17 protein-coding genes are annotated in these 16,783 nt (G+C 28.2%); 5 read left to right on the top strand and 12 right to left on the bottom strand.

Going from position 1 to position 16,783, the window contains the following annotated elements; genetic code table 11:
• Positions 1-12: 12 nt before the first annotated feature.
• From JRV97_RS02835 to JRV97_RS02845, 3 genes are all read right to left on the bottom strand, one after another.
• Complete coding sequence (locus tag JRV97_RS02835; protein WP_280999987.1) at positions 13-426, bottom strand: PepSY domain-containing protein; 414 nt, start codon at positions 424-426, stop codon at positions 13-15.
• Positions 427-566: 140 nt separating this feature from the next.
• Positions 567-1,937: a sensor histidine kinase gene (locus tag JRV97_RS02840; protein ID WP_280999989.1), complete on the bottom strand. Its 1,371-nt coding sequence runs from the start codon at positions 1,935-1,937 to the stop codon at positions 567-569.
• A 4-nt stretch (positions 1,938-1,941) separates the two neighbouring features.
• Positions 1,942-2,616, bottom strand: a complete 675-nt coding sequence (locus JRV97_RS02845) for a response regulator transcription factor (RefSeq protein WP_280999991.1) — start codon at positions 2,614-2,616, stop codon at positions 1,942-1,944.
• A gap of 169 nt (positions 2,617-2,785) precedes the next feature.
• On the opposite strand from JRV97_RS02845, the gene JRV97_RS02850 reads away from it, so the two are divergent.
• The 5 genes from JRV97_RS02850 to JRV97_RS02870 are packed head-to-tail and all read left to right on the top strand — an operon-like array spanning position 2,786 to position 6,849.
• The gene (locus JRV97_RS02850) at positions 2,786-3,820 is read left to right on the top strand and encodes a metallophosphoesterase family protein (RefSeq protein WP_280999993.1); all 1,035 of its coding nucleotides are present in this window, start codon (positions 2,786-2,788) and stop codon (positions 3,818-3,820) included.
• Between the two features lie 33 nt (positions 3,821-3,853).
• Positions 3,854-4,633 carry a DUF368 domain-containing protein gene (locus JRV97_RS02855; protein ID WP_280999995.1) on the top strand — a complete coding sequence of 260 codons (780 nt, stop codon included), beginning with the start codon at positions 3,854-3,856 and terminating at the stop codon, positions 4,631-4,633.
• A gap of 23 nt (positions 4,634-4,656) precedes the next feature.
• Entirely contained in the window at positions 4,657-5,634 is a 978-nt protein-coding gene (locus JRV97_RS02860; protein WP_280999998.1) for a metallophosphoesterase family protein, read from the top strand.
• A 20-nt stretch (positions 5,635-5,654) separates the two neighbouring features.
• Complete coding sequence (locus JRV97_RS02865) at positions 5,655-6,398, top strand: undecaprenyl-diphosphate phosphatase (protein WP_281000000.1); 744 nt, start codon at positions 5,655-5,657, stop codon at positions 6,396-6,398.
• Positions 6,399-6,411: 13 nt separating this feature from the next.
• The gene (locus JRV97_RS02870) at positions 6,412-6,849 is read left to right on the top strand and encodes a nucleoside-triphosphatase (RefSeq protein WP_281000002.1); all 438 of its coding nucleotides are present in this window, start codon (positions 6,412-6,414) and stop codon (positions 6,847-6,849) included.
• 199 nt (positions 6,850-7,048) lie between these two features.
• On the opposite strand, the gene JRV97_RS02875 is transcribed toward JRV97_RS02870, so the two are convergent.
• The 9 genes from JRV97_RS02875 to nuoE form a co-directional block, all read right to left on the bottom strand.
• Entirely contained in the window at positions 7,049-9,346 is a 2,298-nt protein-coding gene (locus JRV97_RS02875; protein ID WP_281000004.1) for a xanthine dehydrogenase family protein molybdopterin-binding subunit, read from the bottom strand.
• Positions 9,343-9,801: a (2Fe-2S)-binding protein gene (locus JRV97_RS02880; RefSeq protein WP_281000006.1), complete on the bottom strand. Its 459-nt coding sequence runs from the start codon at positions 9,799-9,801 to the stop codon at positions 9,343-9,345. The genes JRV97_RS02875 and JRV97_RS02880 overlap by 4 nt, the downstream gene beginning before the upstream one ends.
• Entirely contained in the window at positions 9,798-10,580 is a 783-nt protein-coding gene (locus tag JRV97_RS02885; protein WP_281000008.1) for an FAD binding domain-containing protein, read from the bottom strand. Before JRV97_RS02885 ends, JRV97_RS02880 begins: the two co-directional genes overlap by 4 nt.
• Before the next feature lie 5 nt (positions 10,581-10,585).
• On the bottom strand, positions 10,586-11,422 hold the full coding sequence (locus JRV97_RS02890; protein WP_281000010.1) for an FAD binding domain-containing protein: 837 nt from the start codon (positions 11,420-11,422) through the stop codon (positions 10,586-10,588).
• Entirely contained in the window at positions 11,412-11,885 is a 474-nt protein-coding gene (locus tag JRV97_RS02895; protein WP_281000012.1) for a (2Fe-2S)-binding protein, read from the bottom strand. Before JRV97_RS02895 ends, JRV97_RS02890 begins: the two co-directional genes overlap by 11 nt.
• Positions 11,875-13,101 carry a threonine synthase gene (thrC, locus tag JRV97_RS02900; protein ID WP_281000014.1) on the bottom strand — a complete coding sequence of 409 codons (1,227 nt, stop codon included), beginning with the start codon at positions 13,099-13,101 and terminating at the stop codon, positions 11,875-11,877. The genes JRV97_RS02895 and thrC overlap by 11 nt, the downstream gene beginning before the upstream one ends.
• Before the next feature lie 222 nt (positions 13,102-13,323).
• The gene (locus tag JRV97_RS02905) at positions 13,324-15,033 is read right to left on the bottom strand and encodes an NADH-dependent [FeFe] hydrogenase, group A6 (protein ID WP_281000016.1); all 1,710 of its coding nucleotides are present in this window, start codon (positions 15,031-15,033) and stop codon (positions 13,324-13,326) included.
• Positions 15,034-15,102: 69 nt separating this feature from the next.
• Positions 15,103-16,311 carry a complex I 51 kDa subunit family protein gene (locus JRV97_RS02910; protein ID WP_281000018.1) on the bottom strand — a complete coding sequence of 403 codons (1,209 nt, stop codon included), beginning with the start codon at positions 16,309-16,311 and terminating at the stop codon, positions 15,103-15,105.
• 13 nt (positions 16,312-16,324) lie between these two features.
• Complete coding sequence (nuoE, locus tag JRV97_RS02915; RefSeq protein ID WP_281000020.1) at positions 16,325-16,744, bottom strand: NADH-quinone oxidoreductase subunit NuoE; 420 nt, start codon at positions 16,742-16,744, stop codon at positions 16,325-16,327.
• Positions 16,745-16,783: the final 39 nt, after the last annotated feature.

The raw sequence follows: 16,783 nt of genomic DNA on the forward strand, positions 1-16,783 counted from the left end.
TTTAATATGATTTTAGTCTTTTTCCTCATTGTCTTTTTCTGAATCATTTTCTAAATCATTATCTAATTCATCTTTTAATATTTTACCATTATTAGCATCAATTTTTACATCATGAATTTTTTGACCATCATTTATTAATACTCCATACACTATATTACCATTCTCATCTTCAAGCTGTATATCAGTTATACTTCCATTAATATAATTTAACGCTACGCTTTTTGCTTCATCTTTTGTCAATTTTACTTTCACATTGATCAAATTATCATCATTTTTTTCTTCGTCTGAATCTTTCATATTTTTTGATTGTTCAACAGTGGTAGATTTTTGACTTGGTAAAATATTTTTATTTGTTGCAAAAATAGAAACCGTACTTAAAATAATTAAAGCTGCTATCATACTTACAATAATTAATTTTGATCTCATAAAATCCCTCCTTTTGTTTTTTGTATTTTGTTTTTTTATTTATTTTTTAGCTTATCGCATATTCTCACCTCCCAAACTTCCTACAACTAGATACTATAATATGAATATGAGAATATGCTTAAAAAAATATGAGAATTTTATCAGTTTTGTTTTGTGGGGAAAACTATTATCATTTTTGTTCCTTTTCCCAACTCACTATCTGCATAAATTATTCCACCATGAATTTCAACAATCTGCTTAATAATTGATAATCCTAATCCAAATCCTCCAATTTCTCTAGATCTTGATTTATCGGCTCTATAAAAACGTTCAAAAATAAAAGGTATATCATCTTTAGAAATCCCTATTCCGTTATCTTCTATTATTAATTCTATTTTTTCCCCATTTATATATTTGCCTTTAATATTTATTATACAAATATCCTTAGAATATTTTATACTATTATCTATTAATCCTCTTATCATTTGTTTTATAAGCCTTTTATCTGCATTTATTAAGATATTTTCAGAAATTTCATTTTTTATTATTATTTTTTTATTCTTAATTATTTCAATTTCTTTTATAATTTCGTTTACTAAACTTTTTATATAGAAATTACTTTTTTCAATTTTTATGTTATTATCATCACTATTTGCTAAATATAATAATGTATCTATTAGCTTAGAAACATTATCTAATTCTCTTTTAATAGAATTAATACTTTCATCCAAAACTTGAGGGTCTTTCTTTCCCCACCTACTTAAAATATCTATATAACCTTTAACAACAGCCAGGGGTGTTGTTAGTTCATGTGATGCATCCATAACAAATCTTTTTTGTTTTTTATACCCCTCTTCTATTCTACTAATAAAGGAATTAAATGTTTCAGAAAGTCTTTTTATCTCATCATCTGGTCCTTTGATTTTTATTCTCTTTGATAAATCATTGATTGTTATTTTATTTGCTTGTTCAATTATATTATCAATAGGTTTAAGAACTTTTTTACTCATAAGAAATCCCAAAAACATTGATATAAAAAAAGCTATTAAATTTATTATTATTAATATCCAAAATAGAGCTTTTAAAAAATTATTTTCATTATCAAAATCTTTAACAATTTGAATATCATAAGAATTATTATTAAAATCTAAAAAACTACTATTAAAATAAATCAAATTACCTTCTTCACTATTTTCTACCAAAGTTTTAAATATATTTTTATTTTCTTTATAAGAATCTTTTTTTTCATTAGACTTATATATCAATTTCCCATTTTTTACTATATATAAGTCTATATTTTGATTAATTCCAAAAAGATCAATTAAATTTTGATTATAAAAATTACTATCTTTTAAAATATACTCTTTTAGTTTGTGTTCCAAATTCTTTATTTCTTGTGATACCTTATAATAAATATAGTATTTAGTACTAAAATATGTTGTCCCACTCACAATTATTAAAGTTATTATAAACAAAACTGCATATATAATTGCTAATTTAAATGATATTGTTTTAAATTTTTGAAGTTTCATTCTATCACTCCTCTATTTTATAACCAACACCACGAATTGTTTTTATTAATTTTGTACCATATGGGTAATCGATTTTTTTTCTAAGATATCTAATGTAAACATCCAATATATTTGGTTCTCCAAAAAAATCGTAACCCCATATTTTTTCTATTATTTGTTCCCTTGTTAGAACCCTTCCTTTATTTTTAACTAAATATTCAAGTAATTCGTATTCTTTTTTGGTAAGTTCAATAATTTCTCCCTTTTTAATTACCTGTCTTTTTATAAAATTAATAGTTAAATCCCCTATTTTTATTTCTAAATCTTTTTTCCCCATATTTCTTCTTCTTCTAATCGCCGCTCTAATTCTTGCTAGCAATTCTTCCATCTCAAATGGTTTTGTAACATAATCATCAGCTCCCATATCTAATCCAATGACCTTATCCATTATATCTCTTTTTGCAGTTAACATTATTATAGGGATATCAGATATTAATCTGATTTTTCTACATATTTCTAGACCATTAATTTTTGGCAACATTAAATCAAGTAATATAATTTCATAATTATTTTCTTCAAACATCTCAAGCCCTTTTTTACCATCAAAAGCTACATCAAATGTATACCCCTCATGTAGTAATTCTAATTCTAATACTCTAACTATAGCTCTATCATCTTCTATTATCAATATGTTTTTCATTTATAATCCTCCTAAACACTTATTTCTCTATTTAAAGATTATATAGTTTTCTTGTTAAAAACATATTATTCTATTCTGAGAAAATTCTCATTTTTAATTTTTCTAATTTTAAAATTTATTTGTTATAATAAGAAAAATTATAAAAAATTTTATTTAGAGGGGGAATTTTATGAAATTTATTAATCAAAAATTATTAATAATATTTATTATGTTTATTGGAATAATTTCAATTTTTAAAGTTTCATATCCATTTATACAAGATAGAGATGAAAATCTGATATTTCAAAATACAAATTTAGCAAAAAATAATGTAACTTCTGATGATTATACTTTTGTTGTTCTTGGAGATAACAAAAACTCTATATCTACCTTTAATAAAATTATTCAACAAATAAATAATGATAATTCTGTCAAATTTGTAATAAATACTGGTGATATGGTTTTTGATGGCAATCCTATAAAATATGATTTCTTCTTAAAACAAGTTAAAAAATTAAATAAACCTATGTTACCTGTAGTTGGAAATCATGACGTCGCAGATGGTGGAGTTGATAGATATTTAAAAATATTTGGGCCGTTATATTATTCATTTCATTTAAAAAACTCCTATTTTATTATGTTAAATAATTCAAATGAAGAAGAATTAGACCCTTGGCAAATGAATTGGTTAAAAGATGAACTGGAAAAATCTAAAAATTATAAATATACTTTCGTTTTTATGCATGTTCCTATATATGATCCACGAAATGATATTAATCATCAACCTGGGCATTCATTAAAAAATTTATCCAATGCTAAAGAATTGTTAGATCTTTTAAATAATTACAATATAACTCAAGTGTTTTTTGGACACATTCATGGTTATTATGTAGGGAAATGGGATAATGTTCCTTATACTGTTACTGGTGGTGCTGGTGCAGAATTAGTTGGTAAAAATCCAAAACATGATTTTTACCATTATATAAAAGTTCATGTAAATAATAATAATGTTTCATATGAGTTAATTAAATTGGATTCACCAGATTTTAATTTCATTGATAGAGTAGGTGCTTTTTTATGGATATATTTATACTCCACTATTGTTATTAATTTTTGGTTTATATTACTTTTAATTTCAACTTTAATTCTTTTAAAATTATATCTTAAAAAGTTTGGATTCTCCTATTTTTCTCTCGCTAAGAAATTTTTCAAAAGAAAGCATTAATTAAAAATTCATTATTTAAACTGGAGGTGTGATTTGTTGAAAGATTTTATACTTGGATTAATAATGGGAATTGCTGAGTTACTCCCAGGAATTAGTGGAGGTACAATAGCAGCCATCTCTGGAAGATATGAAATAATTTTAAAATCTGCATCCGATATTATTTCTTTAAAATGGACAAAAAAATCATTAAAAATAATAATTTCTTTACTTACAGGAATGATGATTTCTATATTATTACTATCCAAAATTTTATCATTTATATTTAATAAATACCCTGAATATTCATATGGTATTTTTACAGGATTAATTATAGGAGGTTTACTTTATTTATTAAAACGTGTAGATATTAAAAGAAAGTATAATTTTCTTATAACTATTTCAACTTTTATAATAGCTTTTGCGTTTTTGTCTTACATAAAAAATATTGAAAATTCTTCAGGAAATATTAATTTCTGGTATTTAATTTTCGGAGGAATTATAGCTGTTTCTGTTATGGTATTACCAGGTGTAAGTGGTTCATCTATGCTTTTAATAATGGGGCTTTATAAACCCGTTATAGAATCTATTTCAAAATTCAATTTCAACATCATTATTCCTATTGGAATAGGTATTTTTATTGGTTTAATTTTTATAATTAAAATATTAGAACATTTTATGGAAGTTTTTCATGATCAAGTTATGTCATTTCTAATAGGATTAACAATAGCAGGAATGGTTATTATTTTTCCAATAACTTCTAAATGGTTGACTTACGTATTTTTTATAATTGGCATTTTTTTATCAAGATATTTCGAAAAAATACTAAATAATTAAAATTTAATTAAAGGAGTATAATTATGAATTATACTAAAATTATAAGTATTATCTTTGCATTTATTTTAGGAATAATTTCAATTTTTAAGGTCTCATATCCATTTATACAAGATAAAAATGAAAATCTGATATTCCAAAATACAAATTTAGTAAAAAATAATGTAACTTCTGATGATTATACTTTTGTTGTTCTTGGAGATAACAAAAACTCTATATCCACTTTTGATAAAATAATTAAGCAAATAAACAGAGATAATTCTATCCGTTTTGTAATAAATACTGGAGATATGGTTTTTGATGGTAACCCTATAAAATATGATTTCTTCTTAAAACAAGTTAAAAAATTAAATAAACCCATGTTACCTGTAGTTGGTAATCACGATGTTGCAGATGATGGAGTAGGTAGATATTTAGAAATATTTGGACCATTATATTATTCATTCCATTTAAAAAACTCCTATTTTATTATGTTAAATAATTCAAATGAAGAAGAATTAGACCCTTGGCAAATGAATTGGTTAAAAGATGAACTGGAAAAATCTAAAAATTATAAATATACTTTCGTTTTTATGCATGTTCCTATATATGATCCACGAAATGATATTAATCATCAACCTGGGCATTCATTAAAAAATTTATCCAATGCTAAAGAATTGTTAGATCTTTTAAATAATTACAATATAACTCAAGTGTTTTTTGGACACATTCATGGTTATTATGTAGGGAAATGGGATAATGTTCCTTATACTGTTACTGGTGGTGCTGGTGCAGAATTAGTTGGTAAAAATCCAAAACATGATTTTTACCATTATATAAAAGTTCATGTAAATAATAATAATGTTTCATATGAATTAGTTAAACTAGATTCACCAAATTTTAATTTTATTGATAGAGTAGGTGCATTTCTATGGCTCTATTCTTATTCTACTATTGTCATTAATTTTTGGCTTATATTACTTTTTTCCAATATAGCATTTATAATATTTTTATTATACTTTTAGTTAAAGGTGGTGTTTTAATAATGCAGGAAATTTTATTAGGAATTATTCAGGGTTTAACAGAATTCCTACCAGTTTCAAGTTCTGGCCATTTAGCTTTATTTTCTAAATTAATTAATTTTGATCCAAATGTTTCGTTCTTTGCTTTTCTTCATTTAATGACATTTTTTGCTGTTTTATTGTTCGTGTATAAGGAAGTATGGTTTATTTTAAAAGGAATGTTTACTGGTAAAAAAGATGCATGGAACTTAGCTTTAAAAATTATAGTATCTTCTATTCCTGCAGCTTTTATTGGATTAATGTTTGAAAATCAAATTAGTGAAGCTTTTTCATCACTAAAATTAGTAGGTGTATTTTTCTTATTCACTTCAATAGCTATGATTTTATCAGACAGATTTAATGGAAAAAAAGAATTAATGGATATTACATATATTGACGCAATAATAATAGGGTTATTTCAGGCTGCTTCTATTTTCCCTGGAATTTCAAGAAGTGGTTTTACACTATTCGGCGCTTTACTTATGAACACAAAAAAAGAAGCTGCATTAAAATATTCCTTTTTAATGAGTTTACCCGTAACATTTGGGGCTGGAATGCTTGAAATACATAAAGTTAATTTTACTGCACCTGTTATTTATTCTGGAATATTTACATTTATTTTCGGCGTTTTAGGATTGTTTATATTAAAAAAGACTGTTATAAATGGAAAATTGAAATATTTCGGATATTATACTATAATAGCTGCTATACTGAGTTTTATAGTTTAGGGGAAATTTTATAATGAAGATACTTTTAACTGGAAAAATGGGTATTGGCAAATCAACAATATTAAAAAAAGCCATGAAAAAATATAATATAAAAAATGGCGTTTTTACCAAAAAAATTGGTGAAAATGTGTATGCCTGGTTATTAAATTCTGACAAAAAATATATTATAGGAAAGAAATCTAATTATGGCATGCAAATAAATGAAGAAGGTTTTAATACTCTTGTTAATGAATTAAAGAAGATTAAATTTCCAGAGTTTTTTGTTATCGATGAAATCGGATATTTAGAAGAAAAGCATATCCCATTTTTAAATGAAATAAAAAGGTTAATAGAAGAATCAAATAACTTTATAGGAATTATAAGATTGTTTTTTCACGAACGATATTATTTTTTAAATGATTTACCTGTGATTGAAGTAACAGAAGAAAATAGAAATAATATTGAATTATAAAATAAAAGCTCCAGATTGCTCTGGAGCTTTTATGATGCCATATATCTATATGGAATCGGGGGATGGGGATTTCGAAATTATTATATCTTAGATATATTAATTAAATATTACAGAAATAAGTTTTTTTTGTATTTTTAGTTACTTTATACCTTAAACTTTCCAAAAATCGACGAGGCCAATATGGCCTCGTAGTTTTATTTTATTTATTTTTTAATGCTTTTAATACTTTTTCTGGAGTTATTGGTAAATCTTTTATTCTAACTCCCACAGCGTTATAAATCGCATTTGCAATTGCTGCTGGAGGTGTATCAATTCCAATTTCTCCTACACTTTTTGCACCAAACGGACCTGTTGGTTCATAGCTATCAACCAATTCAACTTCAAGATTTTTAATATCAACCCTTGATGGAATTTTATAGTTTAAAAGATTATTTGTTAATAAACGTCCATTCTTATCATATTTTACTTCTTCATACATTGCCATACCTATTCCCTGTGCAAGACCACCTTCAACCTGAACTTTTGCAAGATTTGGATTAATTGGAGTCCCACAATCAACAACAGCTACATAATTTAACAAATCTATTTTACCTGTTTCTATATCTACTTCTACTTCAGCATATCCAGCCATAAATGGCGGTGGTGATTCTTCACCAACATAAGAACCCGTAGCACTTAATTGTTTTTGATTTTCATTATAATACAAAATTTCTGCCAATTTTTGTAAAGTAATTTTATTATCCTTTGTTTTTATTTCCTTTCCATCAAACTCAACTTCTTCTACTGGAACCTCAAAATATTCTGCTCCTGCTTTTATTATTTCCTCTTTCATTTTTTCTGCTGCTTTTCTTACTGCATTTCCTGATACATATGTTGTAGATGATGCATATGCCCCTACATCAAATGGTGTTACATCTGTATCTGAAGAGTACGGTATTATATTTTCTGTTGGAACATTTAAAACTTCTGCAGCTATTTGAGATAGTATTGTGTCACTTCCTGTTCCTATATCAGTAGCCCCTATTAACAAATTAAAAGAGCCATCTTCATTTAATTTTAATGTTGCTGCACCCATATCTATTTTTGCAATACCAGAACCCTGCATAGCAATTGCCATTCCAACACCTTTAACTTTTTTACCTTCTTTTTTAGTTTTAAATTTATTTTCCCAATCTATTTTTTTAGCACCTTTTTCTACACATTCATCTAATTTACAACTTCTAACTATCATATCTACACCTTCTCTACCTTCACCCATAATCTTGAAGATAGGAGATGTCTCATTTTCCCTAATCATATTTATCTCTCTTAATTTTACAGGATCCATATTCAATTTATAAGCTAACATATCCATTGCGGATTCAATTGCAAAATTTGCTTGAATTGCTCCATATCCTCTAAATGCTCCTGCTGGAGGATGATTAGTATATACTACATCTCCACCAAATCTAACGGCTTTTACTTTATTATACATTGGTAATACTTTAGAACCAGCAACCATGAACGTTGTTAAAGCATGTTCTCCATATGCTCCAGTATCGGACAACCCTCTAACATCTATAACTTTTATTCTTCCATCTTTATCTGCTCCTATAGTTACGTCGAATCGCATAGGATGTCTTGTATAAGTAGATTCAAAAACTTCTTTTCTTGTATAATAAACTTTTGCCGGTTTACCCGTTTTTAAAGTAACTAATGCTACATATGGCTCACCATGGATAGCCTGTTTACCGCCAAAACCACCACCAACACGAGGTTTAATTACCCTTATCTTTTTTATAGGCAATCCTAATGCTCTGGCTAAAATTCTTCTTACATGAAAGGGAACTTGTGTTGAAGTAACTACAACTAATCTCCCCTGCATATCCATATATGAATAAGCTGCATGTGGTTCCATCATAACATGTGCTTGAGCCTGTGTATAAAATCTATCCTTTACAACTACATCTGAATTTTCTATTTCCTTTTCAATATCCCCTATACTCATTTCATATGTTGCTGCTATATTATTTTTAGGATCTGAACTCACAAAGCTTTCGCTTTGATAATCTTTTTCTGGATGAATAATTGACTTAGAACCTTTACTTTTTTCAAAATCAAGTACAGGTTCTAAAATTTCGTATTCTACCTCCAATAACTCTAATGCTTTTTCAGCAGTATATTCATCTCGTGCAGCAACAACTGCTACTTCATCACCAACATATCTAACATATTCATCTAAAATATATTTATCATATGGAGATGGTTCTGGATATCCCTGCCCTGCTCTTGTGAAAATATTTCGAGGAACATTTTTATAAGTTAATATACATTCTACCCCATCTAATTGTTCTGCTTTTGTTGTATCTATATTTTTTATTTTTGCAAATGCATGAGGACTTCTCAAAATCTTTACTACCAATGAATTTTTAGGTGCTAAGTCATCTGTATATACCGGTTTTCCACTAACTAAACCATATCCATCAACTTTTTTTATTGAACTCTTTACTTCTTTCATGCTTTCACCTCAAAATACTTTTTTATAGCTCTCATTTGTGGAACATAACCTGTACATCTACACAAATTCCCAACTAAATATTTTTTCATATCTTCTTCACTTGGATTTTTTAATTCTTTTTTCATTGCATATACATTCAAGATCAATCCCGGACTACAAAAACCACATTGATCTGCACCTTCTTCAAGTAAAGCGTTTGAAATTGCTTTAAATTCCGGATCTTCTGACAGCCCTTCAATTGTTGTTATTTCATGTCCATCAGCTGAAGCTGCTAAAACGGAGCAGGACAAAACGGGTTTCCCATCCATCAGAACTGTACACACACCACATGTCCCTGTATCACAACCTTTTTTTACACTCATATAATCAAGCCTTCTTAAAACGTCAAGAAGAAATTCTGAAGGGGATATTTCTACTTCTTTTTTTACATTATTTATTGTTAATGCTATTTTCATTTTAAAACCTCCTCTAACCCTCTTCTTACAAGAACAGGTGCAATCATTTCTCTATATTCTTTTGAACCTTTAATATTAGAACCATACGTCATTTCTTCTGCTGCAATTTTTGCTCCTTCTTCAATATCATCATTTTCTTTTAAATATCCCATAGCTTTTTTAGCTAAAGAAGCAACACCTGGTCTTGCTCCAATTGCTATTCTAAAATCCTTATTTTCATCAACCGAAACAGCTGCATTTAATATTGAAAAATCATAAAAAGAATTTCTCATATATTGAAATGACAATTTTCTATTTTCTTTTTTTATTATCAGTTCTACTATAATGTCTTTTCTTATTTTTTCTTCTAAAAAAACTTCTAATGGCATTCTTCCATTATTATATAAAACTATATCTGTATTTAAAGCTAATAACACTGTAATCAAATCAGAAAAACCTAATCTTGGAAATACCGTTCCACCTATAGTTGCTATATTTCTTAATTGAACAGACCATATTGCCTGTAATGCTTTAACCAATTCTCCATTAAAAGATTCTTTTATTATTTCATTTTTTTCAATTTCACCTAATGTTGTTGCACCACCTATTCTTATTTCATTATTTTCTATCTTTACATAATTTAATCCTGCCTCTTGCAGATCAATTGCAAGATTAATTTTTCTTGATGAAAGCCTCATAAAAGCTCCGCTTCCAATAATTTCTGCCCCTTCAACATTCATCAATTTCTCATAAGCTTCTTCAACACTTTTGGCCCTATAATATTCTTTAATTTCAATCACACCTATCACCCTTCCCTATTAAAATTATAATAAGCTTTAACTAATAAATTTTTCACCATTTTTTTTCTATATTCCGCAGTAGCTCTTACATCTGTTATAGGATTTATATTTTTCATATATATTTCTCCAAATCTTTCAAATGTCTCTTTTGAAAAAGACTTTCCGATCATTTCTTTTTCTACATCTTTAAATCTCATTACTGTTGGTCCAACTGAACCATAGGCAATTTTTATGTCATCTATAATACCATTATCAAGTTTTAACAGTACACCTATACTAATTACTGAAATATTCATGGCATTTCTTTTTCCAACTTTTTCATAATAATATTTATATTCGCTTCTATCTCTAAGTTCAATTGAATTTATAAATTCTTCTGGTTTTAGAGCTATTTTTCCAGGTCCTGTTACCAATTTAGAAATTTTTATTTTTTTATTGGATGGTTTTATTTCAGCATATCCTCTAAATAAATATGCTGCAAGAAGAAAATCTCCAGCCGGTGAGGCATTTGCAATATTACCGATAGGCGTAGCTCTATTCCTGATTTGTGGGGAACCTATTTTATTTATTATTTCAACTATCATAGGATACTTCTTGATAAATTCTTTATTTTCTGTTAAATCACTATATGTAGTATTTATTGGGATAACAACTTTCCCATCTTTAAATTCTATTTCTTTTTTTTCTAAACCTTTTGTATCTATAATAATTTCTGGCTTACATACCTTAGCTCTCATTTTTACCATTAAATCTGTTCCACCTGATAATAATTTGGCATCGTATTTTGATTTTAATTCACTAATTTCATCTATTGTATGAGGTTTAAAATATTTAAATTTCATTATTATCACCTCGTTTTGTAGCAGCTAATTTCACAGCTTCTATAATTTTGGTATATCCTGTGCATCTACATAAATTCCCTTCTAACCCATTTTTTATATCTTCATCAGATGGATTCGGATTATTATCTAATAATACCTTTGTTGACATTATAAATCCAGGGGTACAGAACCCACATTGAATAGCTCCTTTTTCCACATATGATTCCTGAATATAGGTTTCTCCTTTTTCATTTAAACCTTCTAAAGTCCATACTTCCTGACCATCCAATTCAACAGCTAAAACCATACATGAATTTACATTTTTTCCATTTAAGATTATGGTACAAGCACCACATTCACCTTCTCCACATCCTTCCTTTACAGAAGTCATTCTCATATCATCACGCAAAAAATCAAGAGCTCTTTTATATTCTTGAACATCATATTCAACATTTTTTCCATTTAATTTGAATTTAATTTTCATATTCTTCAATCACCTCTCTAACTGCTTTTAAGTCTGGTTTTATTTTTCTTAATTTAACAAATTTTTCTATTGCTTTTATATCTTTTAATCCATTTCCAGTAATAACAATTGCTACTTTAGCTTCTTTACCGAGTTTTTTAGCAATTTTCTTTAGCCCTGCATACGATGTTGCACCTGCAGGTTCACCAAATATTCCTGTTTTTAAGGATAATTCATATATTGCACTTAATATTTCTTCATCAGAAACAGAAATAAAATATCCTCCACTTGCTTTTACATATTTACATGCTTTTATCACATCTCGTGGTTTTCCAACACTTATACTATCAGCAATGGTATTCGTCTCTATATCATCAGGTAAAAATGGTTCTCCTTTGTCAAAAACTCTTTTTACTGCTGAGGCCCCCTTTGCTTGAACACCTATTATTTTAGGTATTCTATCTATTAACCCTAATTGATAAAGATCATAAAAACCCTTATAAAAAGAGCTAATAACAGTTCCATCACCAACACTAACTAAAAGATAATCTGGAATATTCCAATTATTTTGAATTGCTATTTCTAATGCCCCGGTCTTTTTACCTTCAAGTAAATAAGGATTTATTGCAGAGTTTCTGCAATACCATCCCTTTTCTTCACCTATTTTCATAGAAATATCAAAAGCTTCGTCATAACTTCCATCTATAGGAATTACTTTTGCACCATATATAAACAGTTGGGAAATCTTTGCAATTGGCGCTGAAGCTGGAAGAAATATAAAGGTTTTTAATTTTGTAGGTGCACTTAATCCTGCAAGAGAGCTCGCAGCATTTCCAGTTGAAGCACAATATATTGTATCGTAACCTTTTTCATATGCTTTTGTGATAGCTATAGCCGATGCTCTATCTTTATAAGAAGCTGTTGGGTTTGTTCCATCATATTTGATAACTAATTCTTTTATTCCCAATTCTTCTGCTAACGAAGGAGTATTATAAAGTGGTGTCCCTCCAACATGCAAAGGTGTTCTGTAGCTTCCTTTTTCAATTGGTAAAATTTTCTCAAATTGCCATATATTTTCATATTTTGAAAATTCTTCCCTATAAATTTTTATATTTTCATAATCATATATAACCTCTAACGTTCCCATCCTATTACCACATTTAGGACATGTATATTCAACCTCAGATGACTCATATATTTTCCCACAAGTAATACATCGTAATTTATATTTTCCCATTCCTATCCTCCTTGTTTTTTTATTTTTTCATCTGTATTAAATTTTACATTATTTTATACTTAAATTAAACCTTATTTAAACCTTTTTGCAAATGAATATAATCAATAATATTTAATTATTCCCTCTTAATAGCTTTTTTTGTAATATCTTATATTAAACAATAAATGGCTCCGATGATACGGAGCCATTTAAAAGCATATTTTTTGTAAACTCGTATTATTATTAATTTCTAGCCACATAATGCGTATGTAGCAAATGATGCGCAATTTCACTATTTGGTTCTTCAAGAAAATCTTCATATAACTTTTTAACAGCTGGATTTTCATGAGACTTCCTTAATTTTGAATCATAATCAATTTCATATATTGCTTCCATTCTCTTAAGCAACACTTCTTCTGTAGTTGGAATTGGCTGTCCTCCACCACCTATACATCCACCAGGACATGCCATAAATTCAACAAAGTGATATTCTACTTCGCCATTTTTCATCTTTTCAAGTAATTGTCTTGCTTTTCCTAATGTATTGACAACGGCAACTTTTATTATTTTTCCATTAATTTCAACTTCTGCTTCTTTTACTCCTGCTAAACCCCTTACCGATGTAAAGTCTAATTTTTCAAGTTCCTTTCCTGTTAATATCTCGTATGCAGTTCTTAAAGCTGCTTCCATAACTCCACCTGATGCTCCAAATATTGCTCCTGCACCTGTTGATATTCCAAATGGATCGTCATATTCTTCTTCAGGAAGATTTTTAAAGTCTATTCCTGATTCTTTTATCATCTTTGCTAACTCTCTTGTGGTTAATACAAAATCAACATCGCCAGCTAATTCTGGTCTATGCATTTCATATTTTTTTGCAGTACATGGCATTATAGAAACAACTACTAATTTTTCTTTAGGAACACCTAATTTTTTTGCATAATAATGTTTTGCAACTGCTCCAAACATTTGTTGTGGTGATTTTGCAGAAGAAAGATGTGGTAAAAATTCAGGATAATTATGTTCAATAAATTTTATCCATCCAGGACTACATGATGTAAATAATGGCAGCTTTCCACCTTCCTTAAACCTATGGATAAATTCTGTTCCTTCTTCCACTATAGTTAAATCAGCAGTGAAATTGGTATCAAAAACTTTATCAAAACCTAATAACCTTAAAGCCGCAACCATTTTTCCAGTAGAAATAGTCCCAGGTTCCAGTCCAAATGGTTCTCCAATAGCCACTCTAACTGCAGGTGCTGTTTGTACAACAGTAATTTTTTCTGGGTCATTAATTGCTTTCCATACTCCATCAATATGATATACTTCATGCAAAGCACCTGTCGGGCAATTCATAACACATTGACCACAATTTGTACAATCAACATTTCCCATACCTTCATCCATAAATGTTGTTACTATTGTATTTGGTCCTCTATTTGCAAATGTAAATATATTAACACTTTGAACTTCAGAACATGTTCTAATACATCTTCCACACACAATACATTTTGTTGGCTCTCTAACTATGGAATAACTCGAAAAATCGGTAGGTAAGTTTTTTTCTACTGGGGGTATATTTATTTTTGTTACTCCTATCTCTTCTGCTATTGTTTTCAATTCACAACTTGTAGCTTTAGGACATGTCAAGCAATTTAATTCGCAACTTATACCATGTGAAGCTACTATCAACTGCATTATTGTTTTTCTAACTTTTCTTACTTTTTCGGAATGTGTTTTTATTTTCATTCCTTCACTAATTTTTACTGCGCAAGATGGCACTAACGTTTTTGAACCTTCAACTTCAACAACACATAATCTACATCCTCCATATGGTTCTTTACCTTCTATATAACATAGTGTTGGTATTTTTATATTAGCTTTTTTTACCGCTTCTAAAATAGATATATTTTCTGGCATATTATATTCCCTATTATTAATAGTAATTTTCATCTATCTCACCTCCGGTGAAAAAAATAATTTTAAAAAAATTCCTATTTTTATTTTAGAGATAGATTTCATCTATCTCACCTCTTCATAAAAAAATTTATCCAGCACAGAATAAATAAAGTTAACTGAAGATTGCCCAAATCCACATCTAGCAGCAAGTAATATAGCTTCCCTCAATTCACCTATTATCTTTTTATATTCTTCTTTGTAGCCTTTTTTCTTCAATTCTAATAATATTTCTTTTATATTTCTATTGCCTTCTCTACATGGAAAACATGTTCCACATGTCTCTTTTACAAAGAAATCAGAAACATTCAATAAAATATCTATTAAATCATGTTTTTGTGATACAACTATCATTCCACCAGATCCTACTGATGAACCTGCATTTTCTAAATCCTCATATGTATATGGAATATTAATTTCATCATATTTTAATATTGATGTTGCCAACCCGCCTGGAACAACAAAATTTAATTCATCCTTTGTTCCACCAGCCAATTCAATAATATCTTTTAATGTTCCACTACCAAATTCTATTTCATAAATACCGGGTAATTTGACATCTCCACTAATTGAAACTAATTTTGTTCCTCTGCTTTTCTCTGTACCTAATTTTGCAAAAATATTATCTTCATACTTCATTATTTCTGCTACTGTTGTTAAAGTTTCTACATTATTTACTACAGTAGGCTTATCATACAACCCTCTTTGAACAGGATATGGAGGTTTTATTCTTGAAAAGCCTCTTTTCCCTTCAATTGAATTAATTAAAGATGTTTCGTCTCCACAAACATATGCACCTGCACCTTTAATAAGTCTTAATTCGAAATTAAAATTGCTACCCAAGATATTTTTACCAAGTAAACCTCTATGATATGCTTCTTTTATAGTCTTTTCAAAAATATCTATTGCTTTTGAATATTCTCCTCTAATATATATATATCCAAAATTTGCTTTAACAGCATATGCTGCTATTATTATTCCTTCCAATACTTTAAATGGCATATTTTCTAGTAAAAATCTATCTTTAAATGTTCCAGGTTCACCTTCATCAGCATTACATATTAAAAATTTCACATCATTTTTTTGAGCTAAAGCAAATTCCCATTTTTTACCTGTTGGAAATCCAGCTCCTCCTCTTCCTCTTAAACCAGAATCGGTTATTTTTTTCACAATATCTTCAGATTTCATTTCCAATGATTTTTTTAACCCCAAAAATTCATAATTATCCATTGTCTTTTCAACATCTGATTTTAAAAAGATCTTTTCTTCTAACATCAATCCCACCACCTTATATACATTCTTTTAGAATAGAAATGGCTTGTTGTGGAGTTAATTTAGTATAAACTTTATTATTTACTAACATAACTGGTCCTTCTCCACAATGCCCTAAACATTCTACAATTTCCAGAGTAAATTTTTTATCAGCCGTTGTTTCACCCGACTCAATTCCCAAATATTCCTTTATCGTTTCTACAACATTTTCCGCATTATTTAAATGACAGGATAAACTATCGCAAACCCTTATAATATACCTTCCTCTGGGTTCAACATGAAACATCGAATAAAATGAAATAACTCCATATAACTGCGATTTCGGCATATTCCTCGACTTAGCAATTCTAATAATTTGTTCTTCTGGTATATATCCATATGTATCTTGAATATCATGAAGCTCTTCTAATAAGGTTTTTTCATAAAATTTTTCCATAATATTCACCCCCTCAATTATATATTACTCTTAAATTAA

Source organism: Marinitoga aeolica (assembly GCF_029910535.1).
GTDB classification, from domain to species: Bacteria; Thermotogota; Thermotogae; order Petrotogales; family Petrotogaceae; genus Marinitoga; species Marinitoga aeolica.

Excerpts from the sequence above, each read along its gene's own strand:
- JRV97_RS02835 (WP_280999987.1), bottom strand. The coding sequence starts at position 426 with ATGAGATCAAAATTAATTATTGTAAGTATGATAGCAGCTTTAATTATT.
- JRV97_RS02865 (WP_281000000.1), top strand. The coding sequence starts at position 5,655 with ATGCAGGAAATTTTATTAGGAATTATTCAGGGTTTAACAGAATTCCTA.
- JRV97_RS02890 (WP_281000010.1), bottom strand. The coding sequence starts at position 11,422 with ATGAAATTTAAATATTTTAAACCTCATACAATAGATGAAATTAGTGAA.
- JRV97_RS02910 (WP_281000018.1), bottom strand. The coding sequence starts at position 16,311 with ATGTTAGAAGAAAAGATCTTTTTAAAATCAGATGTTGAAAAGACAATG.
- JRV97_RS02875 (WP_281000004.1), bottom strand. The coding sequence starts at position 9,346 with ATGAAAGAAGTAAAGAGTTCAATAAAAAAAGTTGATGGATATGGTTTA.
- JRV97_RS02850 (WP_280999993.1), top strand. The coding sequence starts at position 2,786 with ATGAAATTTATTAATCAAAAATTATTAATAATATTTATTATGTTTATT.
- thrC (WP_281000014.1), bottom strand. The coding sequence starts at position 13,101 with ATGGGAAAATATAAATTACGATGTATTACTTGTGGGAAAATATATGAG.
- JRV97_RS02840 (WP_280999989.1), bottom strand. The coding sequence starts at position 1,937 with ATGAAACTTCAAAAATTTAAAACAATATCATTTAAATTAGCAATTATA.
- JRV97_RS02905 (WP_281000016.1), bottom strand. The coding sequence starts at position 15,033 with ATGAAAATTACTATTAATAATAGGGAATATAATATGCCAGAAAATATA.
- JRV97_RS02880 (WP_281000006.1), bottom strand. The coding sequence starts at position 9,801 with ATGAAAATAGCATTAACAATAAATAATGTAAAAAAAGAAGTAGAAATA.
- nuoE (WP_281000020.1), bottom strand. The coding sequence starts at position 16,744 with ATGGAAAAATTTTATGAAAAAACCTTATTAGAAGAGCTTCATGATATT.
- JRV97_RS02845 (WP_280999991.1), bottom strand. The coding sequence starts at position 2,616 with ATGAAAAACATATTGATAATAGAAGATGATAGAGCTATAGTTAGAGTA.
- JRV97_RS02860 (WP_280999998.1), top strand. The coding sequence starts at position 4,657 with ATGAATTATACTAAAATTATAAGTATTATCTTTGCATTTATTTTAGGA.
- JRV97_RS02895 (WP_281000012.1), bottom strand. The coding sequence starts at position 11,885 with ATGAAAATTAAATTCAAATTAAATGGAAAAAATGTTGAATATGATGTT.
- JRV97_RS02870 (WP_281000002.1), top strand. The coding sequence starts at position 6,412 with ATGAAGATACTTTTAACTGGAAAAATGGGTATTGGCAAATCAACAATA.